Origin of the sequence: Streptomyces sp. SAI-135, assembly GCF_029893805.1 — a bacterium.
GTDB lineage: Bacteria > Actinomycetota > Actinomycetes > Streptomycetales > Streptomycetaceae > Streptomyces.
In genome coordinates this window covers 1,579,118-1,594,477 of the sequence record NZ_JARXYP010000002.1, presented here as the reverse complement: position 1 = coordinate 1,594,477, position 15,360 = coordinate 1,579,118, and the positions used below count along the sequence as shown (strand labels likewise).

Here is a 15,360-nt window from a genome sequence, read left to right as displayed (position 1 = left end):
GGCCCTACCGCGATTGTCCCCCGTGGGACCCCGCCGCACCCCCTCGGGCGCTTACTGCACGAAGGCGCGCACCTGTTGGTAGACGCCGTAGTCGTTGTTCATGTCGGTGTGCGAGACGCAGCCCACCTCGACGTTCGTCGCGCCGCTCAGGACCGCCGTGGTGTCCGGGGTCAGCGCGTCGTCGCAGTTGGACCAGTAGCTGGCGTACGAGACGCTGCCGGGTGTCTCGTCACCGGAGTTGAGGGCCGTGAGGAAGGAGCTGCCGGTGTACATCTCCGCGCACGAGGTGTACAGCCACGAGCACCAGGAGGCCGTGGTCGTCCCGTGGTTGACGCCGGCGGCCGAGACGAAGTCGTCCACGTACGCCGTGCCGCCGAGGTTCTTCAGGTAGTAACGGGCGCTCAGCGCGCCCATCGAGTGGGTGACCAGGTCGACCTTCGAGGCACCCGTCGCGGCGAGCACCCTCCTGATCTCGGTGGCCAGCTGCTGTGCGGTGGTCACGTTCGACTGCGACCAGCTGTACGACCAGGCGTCCAGCTCGGACGCGCTGTAACCGTCCGCCTTGAAGTCGGCGATCCAGTCGTCCCAGCTGCCGGAGTCGCTGCTGAGGCCGTGCACGAACACGATCGGGTTGTGGGTCGCCGCGTGGGCGGGGACCGCGGCGAAGGAGAGTGACAGAAGGAGAGAAGTGACCACGGCCGTGGCGGCCGCGGCGATGCGACGCCCGAAGCGCTGCATGATGCCTCCTGAAACGGGTGGGGTTGTCAGGAGTGTCAGCGGGGTCTACGCGCGCCGCATCGGTGAAGTCGCCGGTCTTTACGGGTCAATTAACTCGCCAGTAACGTGAGTCATGTGGTGACTCCGGTGAACCCTCCGCATCAGAACCGCACTTCGCCACAGCAGCCCGTGATCCCGGTCCTCCCCGAGGGCGTCCGGGTGCGGCTGCTGCATTCCGTCCACGGCGACCCGCGCGCCGCCGCCGAGCTCATGACGCTGCTGACCGACCGTCAGGCGGCCGGCCTGGACCCGCTCCCCATCGATCCCGTCGACCTCGCCCCGGCCCTGCTGCGGACGCTACGCGCGCAGATCCGGGCCCTGCCCGACGACACCCGCCTCCTGCTGCTCCTCGCGGCGGCCGACCAGTACCCGGTCGCCACCCACGCCTTCCTCCGCGCGGTCGCCGCCGCCCGCCTCGACACCCGCCCGCTGGAGGGCGCGGAGGCGGCCGGCGTGGCGCACGCGGGCCCGGGCGGGGTCGTCTTCCGGGACGCCTGGACCAGGATCGCCGCGTACGAGTCCGGTTCCCCGGCCGACCGCCGTGACGTCCACCGCCTGCTGGCCCGCGTGCTGCACGGCGAGGGCGAGACACCCCGCCGGTCCTGGCACCGCGGTGCGGGTGCGCTCGGTCCGAGCGGACGGCTCGCGGCGGAGCTGCGCGGCGCCGCGGGCAAGGCTCGCGGAGCCGGTCAGCTCGCCCTGGCACGGGCCTTGTCGGAGCGTGCCGCCGCACTCTGCCCGGATCCGCCGGAACGCTCCCGTCTGGTGACACGTGCCGCCGTCGACGCCTGGCAGGCCGGCGAAGGCGACCGGGCCCGGCGTCTGGCGGCCGACGGCACGGCCGACGACGCCCTCTCGGGTCTGTTCGCGCTGCGCGCGGGCAACGCCGCAGAGGCGTTCGACGCGCTCCTGGGGGCAGCGGCACACCGCGCGAGACCCAGGAGAGGGAACGATTCTCCGGAGACAGGTGGGACAGCACGTGACCCCGAGGTGGCCGTCGGCTCCGCCACGCACCTCCTCGCCCGCGCCACCGAAGCCGCCGTCTACACCGGTGACCTGCGCCGCTGCCGGGAGGCCGCCCGGACCGCCGGACGGCTCGGGATCGCGCCGCCCGGTACGCTCGGCGCACTCGCGGCCGCCTTCGAGGGGCGCTACGAGGACGCCCGCGACCTCCTGCGGGCGGCGGCCGGGCGCTGCGGCCCCGGCGGCGACCCCACCCTCCTCCTGCACGCCGGCATCGCGGCCCTGATGCTCGGCGACCACACCCGCGCCGCCACCGCGACCCTCCGGGCCGCCGCCTCCGCCCGCACCCGGGGCGCGACCGCCGTCATGGCGCAGGCCACGGAGTTCCGCGTCTACGCCGACTTCTGGACCGGCCGCCCCCGGGCCGGACAGGCCGCCGCGACGGAGGCCCTGCACCAGGCGTACGCCACCGGACAGGACAACGGCGCCTGCCATCTCCAGGCCGCCCTCGCCATGTTCGCGGCGATCACCGGAGACGCCGACGCCTGCCGTGAACGCGCCGCCGCCGCACGCTCGTACGCCCTCGCCCGGGGGCTCGGCCTGCCCGCCGCCCTCGCCCAGTGGGCGCTCGCCTTCCTCGACCTCACCGACGGCCGCTTCGCGGGCGCGGCGGCCCGGCTGCGCGCCCTCGCCGGGTTCGGGCCCGGCCACGGCCACCGGGCCATCCGGCACCTGGCCACCCCGCACTACGTCGAAGCCGCCGTCCGCACCGACGACACCCGGATCGCGCGCGGCGCCCACGCCGACTACCACCGCTGGGCGACGGCCGTGGACAGCCCCGACGACCTCGCCCTCAGCGCCCGCTGCCGAGCCCTGCTGGCCCCCGGAGAGGAGGCCGTCGAGCACTACCGCACCGCCCTCGACCTCCACGCCCACGGCACCCGCGACTTCGAACGGGCCCGTACGGAGCTGCTGTTCGGCGGCGCCCTGCGCCGGCTGCGCCACCGAGCGGAGGCGCGCGACCGCCTCCGCAGCGCCCTGGAGGCCTTCGACCACTTCGGAGCACCCCACTGCGCGGCCCGGGCCCGCGCCGAACTCCGCGCGCTCGGCGCCCCCGCCGCTCCGACGCACGCCGTGAATCCGGCCGCGACGCTCACCGCCCAGCAGTTGCTGGTCGCCCGCATGGTCGCCGAGGGCGCCACCAACCGCGAGATCGCCGCCCGCCTGGCGCTCAGCCCGCGCACGATCGACCACCATCTGCGGGGCGTCTTCACCCGGTTGGGCATCCGCTCACGGATCGAGCTGGTGCGGCTCATCGCGGACAGCGAGGTGCCCTGAGGGTGTGTCAGGGCGCCTCGCGCACCCCGAACGCCGCCGCGTCCCACGTCCCGCCCAGCTCCGGTGCCAGCCAACCCGGCGCTCCGGCACGGAAGTCGGCGGGCGGCAGCCCGCCCGCCCCGGCCGGCAGGGCACCGAGCAGCGGGGCCCCGGACACGTCCGGCAGATCCGCGAGGTTGCAACGCGAGGCGAGGTCGGGGGAGTCGGGCCAGCTGCCGATCACCACACCCGCGAAGTCCAGCCCGCGACGCCGGAGTTCACGGGCCGTCAACTCCGTGGTGTTGAGCGTGCCCAGACCCGCCGATGCCACCACCAGGACCGGTGCCCGCAGCAGCTCCGCGGCGTCGGCCAGTGTCCCGCCCTCGTCGTCGAAGCGGACGAGCAGCCCGCCCGCCCCCTCCACCAGCACCAGGTCGTGCCCGGCGGCCAGCTTGGCGGCGGCCTCGGCGACCTCCCGCGGGCGCACCGGCTCGCGAGCGGCCCGGCGTGCGGCCGTCGCCGGGGCCAGCGGATCGGGATACCGGGCGAGTTCGGCCTTCGTCACGGCGCCCGCGAGCCGGGCGACCTCGTCGGCGTCCCCGGCCTCGTCCGGCCGTACGCCGGTCTGCGCGGCCTTCAGGACGGCGACCGTCCGCCCGGCGGCGAGCGCGGCCGCGGCGACGGCGGCCGTGGTGACCGTCTTGCCGACCTCCGTGCCCGTCCCCGTGATCACCAGTACCGGCATGTCATCCCTCCCGTGCGGCGGCACACACCGCACGCGCGATCCGTGCCACGTCCTCGTCACCCGTGACGTACGGCGGCATCGTGTAGACGAGGTCGCGGAACGGCCGCAGCCACACGCCCTCGCGCACGGCTGCCTCCGTCGCGGCCCTCATGTCGACGTCGTGGTCCAGCTGCACGACCCCGATGGCGCCGAGCACCCGTACGTCCCGCACACCCGGCAGCTCACGGGCGGGCTCCAGCCCCTCCCGCAGCCCGGCCTCGATCCGCTTGACCTCGGCGAGCCAGTCCTGCCCGAGCAGCAGCCCGATCGACGCGCAGGCCACCGACGCGGCGAGCGGATTGCCCATGAAGGTGGGGCCGTGCGCGAGCACCGGCACCTCGCCCCGCGAGATGCCGTCGGCCACCCCAGGCGTGCACAGGGTCGCCGCCATCGTCAGGTAACCGCCGGTCAGCGCCTTGCCCACGCACATCACGTCCGGTGTGACCGCCGCGTGCTCCGCCGCGAACAGGGCGCCCGTACGGCCGAACCCGGTCGCGATCTCGTCGAACACCAGCAGCACGTCGTGCGCGTCGCACGCCTCGCGCAGCACCCGCAGATACGCGGGGGAGTGGAAGCGCATCCCGCCCGCGCCCTGCACCACCGGCTCCACGATCACCGCGGCCAGCTCGTCGGCGTGCCGCGCGATCGCCGCGCGCAGCTGTTCGGCGTACGACTCCTCGTACCCGGCCGGGGGCGCGTCCACGAACACCTGGCGGGGCAGCACCCCGGACCACAGCTCGTGCATCCCGCCCTCGGGGTCGCACACCGACATGGGCTGCCAGGTGTCACCGTGGTAGCCGCCGCGCCAGGTCAGCAGCCGCCGCTTGCCCGTACGGCCCAGCGAGCGCCAGTACTGGAGGCACATCTTCACCGCGACCTCGACCGACACCGACCCCGAGTCGGCCAGGAAGACGTGCTCAAGGCCGTCGGGAGACATGTCGACAAGGAGCTTCGCGAGCCGGACGGCGGGCTCGTGGGTGAGCCCGCCGAACATCACATGGCTCATCCGCCCGAGCTGCTCGCGCGCGGCCTCGTTCAGCACCGGGTGGTTGTAGCCGTGGATCGCCGACCACCAGGAGGACATGCCGTCCACCAGTTCCGGGCCCCCGGCCAGCCGCAGCCGGACTCCGCTCGCGGACTCCACGACGAGCGGGTCGGCCCGGCCGGGCATCGGACCGTACGGATGCCACACGTGCCGCCGGTCCAGCGCCAGCAGCTCCGTCACGGGCAGGCCGGGCAGATCAGGCATTGGGCGCGAGGTCCGTGCCGGCGCCCCGGCGGCGTACGGCGACCAGGTCGGTCCGGGCCTCGTTGGCGGGCGTGGCCGGAGCGGACGTACCGCAGACACCGCCGCCCTCGTGCGAGCCGCACCCGGCACTCTCGTGCGAGCCGCAGCCGCCCCCTGCCGCCGCCCGGTGTTCGGGCAGGGTCACCTCGCCCGCGCCCTCCACCTCGAAGCCGGCGTCGGCGATCATCTCCAGGTCGGCCTTGCCCGCCTGGCCCTCGGTGGTGAGGTAGTCGCCGAGGAAGATCGAGTTGGCCAGGTGCAGGGCCAGGGGCTGCATGGTGCGCAGATGGACCTCGCGGCCGCCCGCGATGCGGACCTCGACGTCCGGGCACACGAAGCGGACCATCGCCAGGATGCGCAGACAGCGCTGCGGGGTGAGGTTCCACTCCTTGGCCAGCGGGGTGCCCTCGACCGGGATCAGGAAGTTGACCGGAACCGAGTCGGGGTCCAGCTCGCGCAGCGAGTAGACGACGTCGACCAGGTCCTCGTCGCTCTCGCCCATGCCCGCGATCAGGCCCGAGCAGGCGGACAGACCGGCCGCGTGCGCCTTGTTCACGGTGTCGACCCGGTCGGCGTAGGTGTGCGTGGTCGTGATGTCGCCGTAGGTCGACTCGGAGGTGTTGAGGTTGTGGTTGTAGGCGTCCGCGCCCGCCTCGCGCAGCCGCTCGGCCTGGCCGTCGGAGAGCAGGCCGAGGCAGGCGCACACCTCGACGCCCTCGTTCTGCTCCTTGATCGCCTTGATGGTGCCCGCGACCCGGTCCACGTCACGGTCGGTCGGGCCGCGCCCGGACGCCACCAGGCAGACCCGCTTGGCGCCTCCCGCGAGGCCGGCGGCCGCGGCCTGGGACGCCTCGTCCGGCTTCAGCCAGGTGTACTTCAGGATGCCCGTCGAGGAGCCGAGCCGCTGGGAGCAGTAGGAGCAGTCCTCGGGGCACAGTCCGGACTTCAGGTTGACGAGGTAGTTGAGTTTCACCCGTCGTCCGAACCAGTGCCGGCGCACCTTTCCGGCCGCGGCCACCACGTCGAGCAGGTCGTCGTCGGAGGTGGCCAGCACGGCCAGCGCCTCCTCGCGGGTCGGCAGCTCGCGCCGAAGCCCCTTGTCCACCAGCGTGTTCAGCAGGTCCATGAGAGCCGATCCTGTCCTACGGACCCGCTTGCGGCCAAGGTAGGGATCGCACAACACACCCGCAACGACGTGTGGGTATTGCCACACCGTGGGTAGCGTTTGCTGCCACTAGGGTCTGTTCGTTGTCTACAAAAGCACCGGAGGACCCATGGCGTTCGGCTGGATCGACGAGCAGGCGGCGGCGCGCCGGCGGGCCGGACTCGTACGCACCCTGCGGCCGCGTCCGGCCGACTCGCCGCTGCTCGATCTCGCGAGCAACGACTACCTGGGTCTGGCCCGCCATCACGAGGTCGTGGCGGGCGCCGCGGCGGCCGCGCGGACCTGGGGCGGCGGTGCGACCGGGTCCCGGCTCGTGACCGGCACCACCGAACTGCACACCGCGCTCGAACGCGAACTGGCCGAGTTCTGCGGCTTCGAGGCGGCGCTCGTCTTCTCCTCCGGGTACGCGGCGAACTTGGCAGCCGTCACCGCGCTCGCACCGCACGGCTCGCTGATCGTCTCCGACGCGGGCAACCACGCCTCGCTCATCGACGGCTGCCGGCTGGCCCGCGGCGCGACCCAGGTCGTCGCACACGCCGACCCGGACGCGGTGCGCAAGGCGCTCGGTACGCACGACGGGCCCGCCCTCGCCGTGTCCGACACGGTCTTCTCGGTCGACGGCGACGCGGCGCCCCTGGCCGGCCTCGCCGAGGCGTGCCGGGAGCACGGCGCGGGCCTGGTCGTGGACGACGCCCACGGCCTGGGCGTGCTCGGCGCCGGCGGCCGCGGAGCCCCGCAGGCGGCGGGACTCGCGGGCGCCGACGACGTGGTCGTCACGGTCACGCTGTCCAAGTCGCTCGGCAGCCAGGGCGGTGCCGTCCTCGGCCCCGCACGAGTGATCGAACACCTGGTCAACGCGGCACGGACGTTCATCTTCGACACGGGTCTTGCCCCCGCCGCGGCGGGAGCCGCCCTCGCGGCCCTGCGGCTGCTCGGCCGTGAGCCCGAGCGGGCCGCCCGCGCGCGCGAGGTGGCGACCGGACTGCACGCACGCCTGACCGCCGCGGGTCTGGAAGCGGTACGTCCGGACGCCGCGGTGGTCTCGGTGCGCGCGCCCTCCCCGGAGGAGGCCGTGCAGTGGGCGGCCGACTGCCGTGCCGCCGGGCTCCTGGTGGGCTGCTTCCGGCCCCCGTCGGTGCCCGACGGCATCTCACGGCTCAGGCTGACCGCCCGCGCGGACCTCTCCGAGGAGCAGATCGAACGCGCTGTTCATGTGATCGGCGAAACACGACCATGAGTCGGCGTGACACGGCCGTGCGCCGGACGGACTGAAACGGTCAGAACGCGCGGGTGAAGTCCGCCCAGCTCTCGGGGGAGAAGAGCAGCGCGGGTCCGTGCGGGTCCTTGGAGTCGCGTACGGCGAGCAGCCCGGCCCATGGCCCGGCCGACGGCCTCGCCGTCTCGACGCAGTTGTTCGCCCCGGTGCTGTAGCTGCTGCGCAGCCACCGCACTTCGGGCAGTTCCGTACTGGGGGTTACGTTCCGAGGCAGTGCAGACATGGTGCCTCCTTACGCGCCGGCACCTATCCCGGCGAGGTAATCCAACGAGTCCTCGGGCGAAAGGGCGTGGATCTGAAGGGTGTTGAAGGCCTCGGTGTAGGCCTGGAGGTCTTCTTTCCGTTCGAGATAGAGGCTACTCGTCAAGTGGTCGAGAACAACCACATCCAGATCAGAAGTGCGCGAGAATGAGAAGATTACGAAAGGTCCGGTGACCCCCACATGGGCCCCGGCAGTGAACGGCAGCACCTGCAGCCGCACTTGAGGCAGCCGCGCCGCCTCCAGGAGTCTCTCCAACTGCTGGGCCATCACCTCGGGGCCGCCGATCTCCCGCCGCAGCACCGCCTCGTCCAGGACGGCGCTCAGCTCCAGGGGCGGCTGCGCGCGGAGGATGTCCTGCCGGGCCAGCCGGACCTCGACCAGCGCGTCGAGACGTTCGTCGTCGAGGCCGTCCACCGCGGCCCGGGTCACCGCGCGGGCGTACTCGCGCGTCTGGAGCAGCCCGGGCACGACCGAGGTCTCCAGCGTGCGCATCGCGCTCGCCTGGGACTCCAGACTGATGAAGTCCCGGTACGTCGGCGGCAGCACACCCCGGTACGCGTGCCACCAGTGGTGCCGGCCGCCGCTCTCGTCGGAACCCGCCAATACCAGGAGCAGCTCCCGCAGATCCGCGTCCCCCACGCGGTAGGCGTCGAGAAGTAACCGGACATCGGCCGGTTTCACCCCGCTGGCACCGGTCTCGATGCGGCTCACCTTCGACTGGTGCCAGCCCACGAGCCGGGCCGCCTCACCGCTGGTGAGCCCCGCACCGGCGCGCAACGCACGCAGTTCGGCGCCCAGTTTCCGCCGGCGCACCGCGGGGCCGTGCTGCATGCGCTCCTCCTTACTCCTTACGAGCCGCCCAAATACGGTCTCGCGTCGCAGAGTTCACCGCTTCGAGCGACAGATATATGCATATCTTGGTGGATCGGCACCCGTCACAGCCTCCGTGATGGCACTCTGGCGATGAACCACCAGTCCGGGACCGTACTCGAACCATCCGCACCGTGTCGGACTCCGGTCCCGTGGGAAAGGGACGACGTCGCCATGGCAGACCACCTGGAAGCATCCGTCACTCTGCCGAGCGAACCCGCCTCGGTCTCCGCGGCCCGCACCTATGTCCTGAGCACACTGGCGGAGTGGGGACTGCCGCCCACCACGGACACCGCCGAGACCATCCGGCTCATCGTCTCCGAACTCACCACCAACGCCGTACAGCACACCTTCGGGCAGTCACCCACCTTCACGGTGGACATCGAGCTGGACCGTGACGAACAACTGCGCATCGGGGTCACCGACAGCCACCCCCGCTTTCCCAAGCGGCTGCCGGCCGCGGTCCAGCAGGACAACGGCCGGGGAATGGTGATCATCCGCTGGCTCGCCGCCGAGTGCGGCGGCAGGCTGAGAGTCAGGCCCACCAGAGAGGGCGGCAAGACCGTCTCCATCGAGCTGCCGTGGAGCGTCCCGGCGCAGCCGGTCACCGCCGCCGGGCAGCAGGAGCCGTGACGGACGTGAGGTGTCCCGGGCTCAGCGCAGACGCGGTGACGGCTCTCGGGGTGACGCTCCCGGCCGGGCCGCCGCCCGCGGCCTGATCACCTCGCGCTCCGCCGCCCGGGCAGGAGCCGGGTGCGAGGGTGCCGCGCTGCGTTCCTCGGCGCGTCCCGCCCGCCGGACCAGCAGGGGAAGCAGCCACCACAGGCCCAGACACACCATCAGGGTCGCCGCGCCCGCGGCCAGTCCGCCGGCCCGGCCCGTGGTCACGTCCACCACGAGCAGCACCGCGCCCGTGAACGCCAGCACCAGCACCCCCATGCCGACCGTGGCGAGCCGCGAGGAGACCTGCACGATGCGTGCCTTGGCGCCGCGCTGGAAGAGCGAGCGGTGCAGGGCGGCCGGCGCGGTGAACAGGGCCGCCGCGAGCACCGCCAACAGCAGGGTGGTCACGTACGTGGCGCGCTGGAAGGCGTCCAGCGTCGGGAAGCGCTGGGTGAAGGCCAGGGTCAGCAGGAAGGCGAAGAGGATCTGCACCCCGGTCTGGGTGACACGCAGTTCCTGGAGCAGCTCGCCGAAGTTGCGGTCGGCCCGCTCCAGCGGGGTCTCGTTGCGGGCGGTGCACGGGCGGTGGTCGGCCATACGGGTACGGGTAACCAGCTGAGCCCGTGTCACGCGCCGCGGGGGACCCGAGGGGACGGCGGGAGGTCAGGTCGCCGCCGTCCCCTCGGGGGCGTCACTTGACCCGGCCGTACCAGACGCTCTTCGTCCAGATCTTCTGCAGCCTCACCACGTCCCCGGTCTTGGGGGCGTGCCAGATCTTTCCCTTCCCGGCGTAGATGCCGACGTGGTAGACGTTCGAACCCGAGTGGAAGAACACCAGGTCGCCTGCCTTGCGGCTGCCCGCGCCGATGTGGCGGGTCTTGTTGTACTGCTGGGCCGCCGTGCGCGGGAGCTTCTTGCCCGCCTTCTTGAACGAGTACAGCGTGAGCCCTGAGCAGTCGAAGCGGCGGGGCCCGGTGGCGCCGTACTTGTACGGCGAGCCCTTCTTGGAGGCCGCTACCTTGAGCGCCTTCGTCGCCGGCGTCGCGGCGGCGGCGTCGGCTGCGACACCCGGAACCACGACGGAGCCGCCCACGGCGGCGATGGCGAAGGCCGAGGCCGTACCGGCCCGGACCATCAGCGACGGGACACGATTGAGCGCAGTCATGCGCAACCCTTCGTCAGCCGCCTGTGAAGGATGACCTGTCGGATTCGGGCTGGCGAAGTTGCCCGGCCGCTGACGCGGCTTCACCCCAAGGGCTGCTCGGCCCGGTCATGGCGTGACCGTTCCGGCGACCCGTCGTTGCTTGGGTCCTCCACTCCTGCCGATCCACTCCTGTCGACCGGTCATCCGGGCGGCGGCAGGACTCGGCGTCCGCCCGGATCGCCCCGCCGCTGCGGCGGGGGCTTGTCGTCAGACAGGGATCTTGGCGCACGGATGTCCCAAAAACCCAATGGAACCGGGGGTTTGTGTTGTTACTCACCACTCACCCGTTCGGGTGGACGCCTGAGCGAGCGGAGAGGCGTCGAGGGGCCCACGGGCCGCGCGACCAGCACAGAAACTCCTCATTCCCTCCCTGAACTACGCGCGTTGCGCAACCTCGGCGGTCCCGAAAAAGGAGCCGCGCCTCCTGCAAATGGCGGTACGTCTTTTGGTCCGTTTCAACCGCGCTCCGGACGCACCGTCAGAGTCCGGGCGCCCGGAAACGCTGCCGGTGCGTCAATTGCCCGACTCGGGGGGCACCGTGACCCTGGCCGTACGCCGTTCGCCGTCCAGGACCCGCAGCGCCCGCGCCAGGGTCGCGGCATGCAGTTCCCGCTCGCCCCGGCCGTGCATCAGCACCAGCGCGTCACGCAGTTCGGCAGCCCTGGCCACCAGTGCCTGGGCCGCGCGCAGTCCGCCGTAGGTGTCCTCGCGCCGGGCCGGGTTGATCCGGCCCAGCAGGTCGACCACGTCGAGGTAACGGTCGATCAGCTCGCCCTCGGCGCGCGTGAGCGCCGGCAACGGGGGAAGGTCCGGCACCATCGAGGGCTCACCTCTCGCCCGGAGCGGTACGGGAGGACTTGCGGCTCGGGACGATCGCGTCCGCCAGGCCGTGGTCCAGGGCGCCCTGCGCGTCGAGGATCTTGTCCCGCTCGATGTCCGCGCTCACCTGCTCGGGGCTGCGCCCGGTGTGCCGGACGAGCATCTCCTCCAGGCGGCCCCGCACCCGCAGCAACTCGTCGGCCTGGATGGCCAGGTCGCTGGCCTGCCCGTGCACCGGCTCGCTCAGCGCGGGCTGGTGGATCACCACCCGCGCGCCGGGCAGCACGGACCGCTTGCCCGGGGTGCCGGCCGCCAGCAGCACCGCCGCGGAGGACCCGGCCTGGCCGAGGCAGGTCGTCGCCACGTCGCAACTGACGTACTGCATCGTGTCGTGGATCGCCGACATCGCGCTGAACGAGCCGCCGGGGGAGTTGATGTACAGCGCGATGTCCCGGTCCGGGTCCTGGTACTCGAGGTACATGAACTGCGCCATCAGATCGTTCGCCGAGATGTCGTCGATCTGCGTCCCGAGGAAGACGATCCGCTCCTCCAGCAGCTTCGAGTACGGATCCATCGACTTCTGCCCGAAGCTCGTGCGCTCGTGGAACTCGGGCAGGACGTAGCGGGCGGTCGGTCGGGTCATGGGTGGCCCCTCCTTCGGCGTCTGTAAAAAATGTACAGGACGTACGTGACGTTATGATGGGGACATGGCCTACGAGATTCCGGTGACGCAAGCCAGGGCTGAACTCGCCGACCTGATCAACCGGGTGGTGTACGGCGCCGAGCGCGTCGTCGTCACCCGGCACGGAAAGCCGCTGGTCGCCCTGGTCTCGGCCGCCGACCTCGAACGTCTGGAGAAGCTCCAGGAGCCTGTCGAGGAGCCCGTGATCAGCGCGGTCTCCACCGTGCGCGAGGTCGCGTCCGCTCCCCGCGAACAGCAGCGGTTCGGGATCGCCGCGCATCACCGGGGCACCGGCGCCTCCTAGAAACGGGGTCGCTGGTACCGGGGAGCGGCTTGCGGTCAGCCGTCGAGGTCGGTCACGGCCCCCGGCGATCCGCCCTGGCTCGGGCAGCGCTCGCAGGGCCGAGGAACAACAGCGGGTCCCGACGGCCGCCGCGCCGTCGAAGAAGGGACATCGAGCGCGGGGCTCGCCGGTTCCTGCCGGCACCCACTGGCCGATCGCGCCGGCCGGGAGCGTCGGAGGCGGACACGGTGCCCTTCGCCTGCGACTTCCGTGCGTTCCGGCGCGCCCCCGGGGAAACGGACAGGAAGGCGGCACCGCTCGCCCATGACGGCAGCGCGTTCCCCGCTACCAGGACGCCCAGGTCCAGGGCCGCCCGCCACCGAGCTGGGTCGAGCCGGTTCCTGGAGGCAGTCACAGGCCGATGGGGTCGGTCGGGGACCGGGGGCGTCGCTTCCGCCGACAGAGGTGAGCGCAGGCTTGTCAGCGGCGGACGGGGCGCCCTTCGACCGTGACGGCAGCGCGTCCGCCATGGCACTGCGCCTATGCCCGGCACGGCCCACCCGGGGCCCGGTGGCCGCCTGCCGTCGAGCGTGGGTCGGCCGGTCGCGGGCGGCGGGCACGGGTTGATGGTGTCGGGTGGGGCGGGCGAGCGCGCGTTCGTCGGTGGGGGACGTGGTGCCCCTCGCCAGCGACGTCAGTGTGTTCGCCACCCAGTGCCAGGGCACCCAGGCTCAGCGCGGACCACCCGGGGTCCGGTGGCCGCCTGCCGTCGAGCGTGGGTCGGCCGGTTGCGGGCGGCGGGCACGGGTCGATGATGTTGGTCGGGAACGGGGAGGGGGGCGTCGCTTCAGCCGACGGGGGCGAGCGCAGGTTCGTCGCTGGGGGACGTGGTGCCCCTCGCCCGTGACGGCAGCGCGTTCCCCAGGACCACGGCGCCCAGGCCCAGCGCGGCCCACCAGGTGAGTGTCAGGAGGGGGCCGGTCGCCGCCGCGCCGTCGAAGAAGGCCACCGAGCGCAGCAGGGTCGCGCTCGCCCCGGGCGGCAGCCACTGGCCGACGGTGCCGACGGGGTCGGGCAGCAGTTGCGGGGCGGAGGAGGCGCCGGAGAACGGGTTGCCGAGGAACATCACGAGGAACGCGACGACGCCGATCCCGGCGGGGCCGACCAGCGCGGCGAGTCCCGCGACGGCCGCGCTCACCGCCAGGGTCGCCAGCGCCAGCGTCCCCGCCTCCGCCCACCAGTTCCCGGCGATGACGCCGAGCCAGCTGTCGGCCAGGGCCGCCGCGACGACGCCCACCAGTGCGGCGCTGAGGACCAGCGCGGTCACGGCGCGCAGACCGCGTAGCTTGAGCAGGGTCACCACCGCGCCCGCGATGATGCCGCTCAGGGCCAGCGGGAGGACGGACGAGCTCAGTGCCGCGCCCCTCGGGTCGGACACCGGGGCCGGGACGACGTCCACGGTACGCACCTCGGCGCCGCCCGCCGCCGCCTGCCGGGTCACGGCCTGCTGGAGGAGCTGGGCCACGACCGGGCTCGCCGCCGACGCGGTGAGCAGCTCCGGACCCTGGGCGGTGACGACGACCGCGCCGTATACGGTCCGGTCCTCGATCGCCGCCCGTGCCGCCCTCTCGTCGGCGTAGCGGTGGATCTCGAAGGCCCCCTCGTGCTGCCGGAGCTGTTTCTCGACCTGAGCGGTCGCGGCGGCCGGCCCGGCCACGCCGAGCGGCAGGTCGCGGGGGGCGGTGCGAGCGGCGGGCCAGGCGAAGGCCCACAACGCCAGGGCGGCGAGCAGCGGCACGAGAACGACGACCGCGAGCAGGCGGCGGGTGGACATGGAAACTCCAAAAAGAAGGATCGTTCGTTTTAGGTGCGCCACCACCGTCCCGCCGCGCCCGTTCCTTGTCAAGAAGGAATGTTCGTTTTACTTTGTGGGCATGGCTCGCGTATCCCAGGCACACCTCGACGCCCGCCGCCGGCAGATCCTCGACGGCGCCGCGCTCTGCTTCGCCCGCAACGGCTTCCACGCCACGTCCATGCAGGACGTGCTCAAGGAGGTCGACCTCTCGGCAGGCGCGGTGTACCGCTACTTCAGCGGCAAGGAGGAGCTGATCGGCGCGATCGTCGAAGAGGTGCTCGGGCAGGTCCGCGAGGGATTCGAGGAGGCGGCCCGCAGCACCCCGCCCCCCGCGCCGGACCTCCTGGTCGCCTCGGTGCTCAGCCGTGTCCTCGCCACCAAGGAGTACCTGACCGTGGACGGCAGACCCGCGTTCCCGGGTCTTGTCGTCCAGGTGTGGGCGGAGACGATCCGCAACGAGGAGCTCTCGGCCGTCCTGCGGGAGGGCTACGGCGCGGTGCGGGCGGCCTGGACCCGGATCGTCGGGCAGTACCAGGATGCCGGGACGATGCGCTCGGACGTTCCCCCGGAACACGTGGCCCGCACCATGATGGCGGCCGCGATGGGCTTCCTCGCGCAGCAGGCGCTGTTCGGGCCGGCCTCCGCCGACGACCTGGCGGCGGGTCTACGGGCGTTGATGAGCATGCGGGGCGACGCCGACACGCGCTGAGGGATCACAGCTCGGTTAACGTCCCTGAAACCGGATCCAACTAGCCTGCGGATCCACGCCACCAGGGACTTTGCCCCGGGGCTGAGGCAACCGGGCCCCGCACGGTCCGGAGCGAGGACTGTGAGGTGGGACGTGCAACTGACCCCGCACGAGCAAGAGAGGCTGCTCATCCACGTGGCGGCCGACGTGGCCGAGAAGCGTAGGGCCCGCGGGCTCAGGCTCAACCACCCCGAGGCGGTCGCCCTCATCACCTCGCACATCCTCGAAGGCGCGCGTGACGGCCGTACCGTCGCCGAACTCATGGCCTCCGGGCGGACGTTGCTGTCCCGCGAGGACGTCATGGAGGGCATCCCCGAGATGATCCACGACGTGCAGGTCGAGGCGACCTTCCCGGACGGCACCAAGCTCGTCACCGTCCACGACCCGATCGTCTGAGGGGCCCC

General features: G+C 72.5%; 17 protein-coding genes and 1 riboswitch. Of the genes, 6 read left to right on the top strand and 11 right to left on the bottom strand.

Annotated elements, in window-relative coordinates:
* Window positions 1-51 precede the first annotated feature (51 nt).
* On the bottom strand, window positions 52-738 hold the full coding sequence (locus M2163_RS11585; protein ID WP_280893914.1) for an alpha/beta fold hydrolase: 687 nt from the start codon (window positions 736-738) through the stop codon (window positions 52-54).
* Window positions 739-855: 117 nt separating this feature from the next.
* Here M2163_RS11585 and M2163_RS11580 point away from each other — a divergent pair, with 117 nt between their 5' ends.
* Entirely contained in the window at window positions 856-3,078 is a 2,223-nt protein-coding gene (locus M2163_RS11580; RefSeq protein ID WP_280897248.1) for a LuxR family transcriptional regulator, read from the top strand.
* Window positions 3,079-3,085: 7 nt separating this feature from the next.
* On the opposite strand, the gene bioD is transcribed toward M2163_RS11580, so the two are convergent.
* From bioD to bioB, 3 genes are read right to left on the bottom strand one after another with little or no spacing between them, the layout of a single operon-like run.
* Complete coding sequence (bioD, locus tag M2163_RS11575; protein WP_280893913.1) at window positions 3,086-3,802, bottom strand: dethiobiotin synthase; 717 nt, start codon at window positions 3,800-3,802, stop codon at window positions 3,086-3,088.
* Window position 3,803: 1 nt separating this feature from the next.
* The gene (locus tag M2163_RS11570; RefSeq protein WP_280893912.1) at window positions 3,804-5,090 is read right to left on the bottom strand and encodes an adenosylmethionine--8-amino-7-oxononanoate transaminase; all 1,287 of its coding nucleotides are present in this window, start codon (window positions 5,088-5,090) and stop codon (window positions 3,804-3,806) included.
* Window positions 5,083-6,255: a biotin synthase BioB gene (gene bioB / locus M2163_RS11565; RefSeq protein WP_280893911.1), complete on the bottom strand. Its 1,173-nt coding sequence runs from the start codon at window positions 6,253-6,255 to the stop codon at window positions 5,083-5,085. The genes M2163_RS11570 and bioB overlap by 8 nt, the downstream gene beginning before the upstream one ends.
* Before the next feature lie 148 nt (window positions 6,256-6,403).
* On the opposite strand from bioB, the gene M2163_RS11560 reads away from it, so the two are divergent.
* Window positions 6,404-7,531 carry an 8-amino-7-oxononanoate synthase gene (locus M2163_RS11560; RefSeq protein ID WP_280852865.1) on the top strand — a complete coding sequence of 376 codons (1,128 nt, stop codon included), beginning with the start codon at window positions 6,404-6,406 and terminating at the stop codon, window positions 7,529-7,531.
* A gap of 40 nt (window positions 7,532-7,571) precedes the next feature.
* On the opposite strand, the gene M2163_RS11555 is transcribed toward M2163_RS11560, so the two are convergent.
* Together M2163_RS11555 and M2163_RS11550 are read right to left on the bottom strand one after the other, a co-directional pair.
* On the bottom strand, window positions 7,572-7,793 hold the full coding sequence (locus M2163_RS11555) for a DUF397 domain-containing protein (RefSeq protein WP_280852866.1): 222 nt from the start codon (window positions 7,791-7,793) through the stop codon (window positions 7,572-7,574).
* A 9-nt stretch (window positions 7,794-7,802) separates the two neighbouring features.
* Entirely contained in the window at window positions 7,803-8,663 is an 861-nt protein-coding gene (locus tag M2163_RS11550) for a helix-turn-helix transcriptional regulator (protein ID WP_280852867.1), read from the bottom strand.
* 213 nt (window positions 8,664-8,876) lie between these two features.
* Here M2163_RS11550 and M2163_RS11545 point away from each other — a divergent pair, with 213 nt between their 5' ends.
* Window positions 8,877-9,335 (top strand): ATP-binding protein, encoded by a 459-nt coding sequence (locus tag M2163_RS11545; protein ID WP_280852868.1) that lies wholly within the window; start codon window positions 8,877-8,879, stop codon window positions 9,333-9,335.
* A gap of 21 nt (window positions 9,336-9,356) precedes the next feature.
* On the opposite strand, the gene M2163_RS11540 is transcribed toward M2163_RS11545, so the two are convergent.
* From M2163_RS11540 to M2163_RS11525, 4 genes are all read right to left on the bottom strand, one after another.
* Window positions 9,357-9,962 carry a DUF6328 family protein gene (locus M2163_RS11540; RefSeq protein ID WP_280852869.1) on the bottom strand — a complete coding sequence of 202 codons (606 nt, stop codon included), beginning with the start codon at window positions 9,960-9,962 and terminating at the stop codon, window positions 9,357-9,359.
* A gap of 94 nt (window positions 9,963-10,056) precedes the next feature.
* Window positions 10,057-10,530: a C40 family peptidase gene (locus tag M2163_RS11535; RefSeq protein WP_037710218.1), complete on the bottom strand. Its 474-nt coding sequence runs from the start codon at window positions 10,528-10,530 to the stop codon at window positions 10,057-10,059.
* Between the two features lie 3 nt (window positions 10,531-10,533).
* A riboswitch (cyclic di-AMP (ydaO/yuaA leader) is annotated at window positions 10,534-10,746 on the bottom strand.
* A 336-nt stretch (window positions 10,747-11,082) separates the two neighbouring features.
* Window positions 11,083-11,388, bottom strand: coding sequence for a hypothetical protein (locus tag M2163_RS11530; protein WP_053847665.1), 306 nt, complete (start codon window positions 11,386-11,388; stop codon window positions 11,083-11,085).
* 7 nt (window positions 11,389-11,395) lie between these two features.
* Entirely contained in the window at window positions 11,396-12,031 is a 636-nt protein-coding gene (locus M2163_RS11525) for an ATP-dependent Clp protease proteolytic subunit (protein ID WP_280852870.1), read from the bottom strand.
* Between the two features lie 64 nt (window positions 12,032-12,095).
* Between M2163_RS11525 and M2163_RS11520 the strand changes: the two genes are divergently transcribed.
* Window positions 12,096-12,374, top strand: coding sequence for a type II toxin-antitoxin system Phd/YefM family antitoxin (locus tag M2163_RS11520; RefSeq protein WP_280852871.1), 279 nt, complete (start codon window positions 12,096-12,098; stop codon window positions 12,372-12,374).
* Window positions 12,375-13,200: 826 nt separating this feature from the next.
* Here the strand turns inward: M2163_RS11520 and M2163_RS11515 are convergent.
* Window positions 13,201-14,187, bottom strand: a complete 987-nt coding sequence (locus M2163_RS11515; RefSeq protein ID WP_280852872.1) for an ABC transporter permease — start codon at window positions 14,185-14,187, stop codon at window positions 13,201-13,203.
* Between the two features lie 100 nt (window positions 14,188-14,287).
* Here M2163_RS11515 and M2163_RS11510 point away from each other — a divergent pair, with 100 nt between their 5' ends.
* A complete protein-coding gene (locus tag M2163_RS11510; RefSeq protein ID WP_280893910.1) occupies window positions 14,288-14,917 on the top strand; it encodes a TetR/AcrR family transcriptional regulator in 630 nt (209 codons plus the stop codon).
* A 132-nt stretch (window positions 14,918-15,049) separates the two neighbouring features.
* Entirely contained in the window at window positions 15,050-15,352 is a 303-nt protein-coding gene (locus M2163_RS11505) for an urease subunit gamma (protein WP_280852874.1), read from the top strand.
* The last annotated feature ends 8 nt before the right edge of the window (window positions 15,353-15,360 follow it).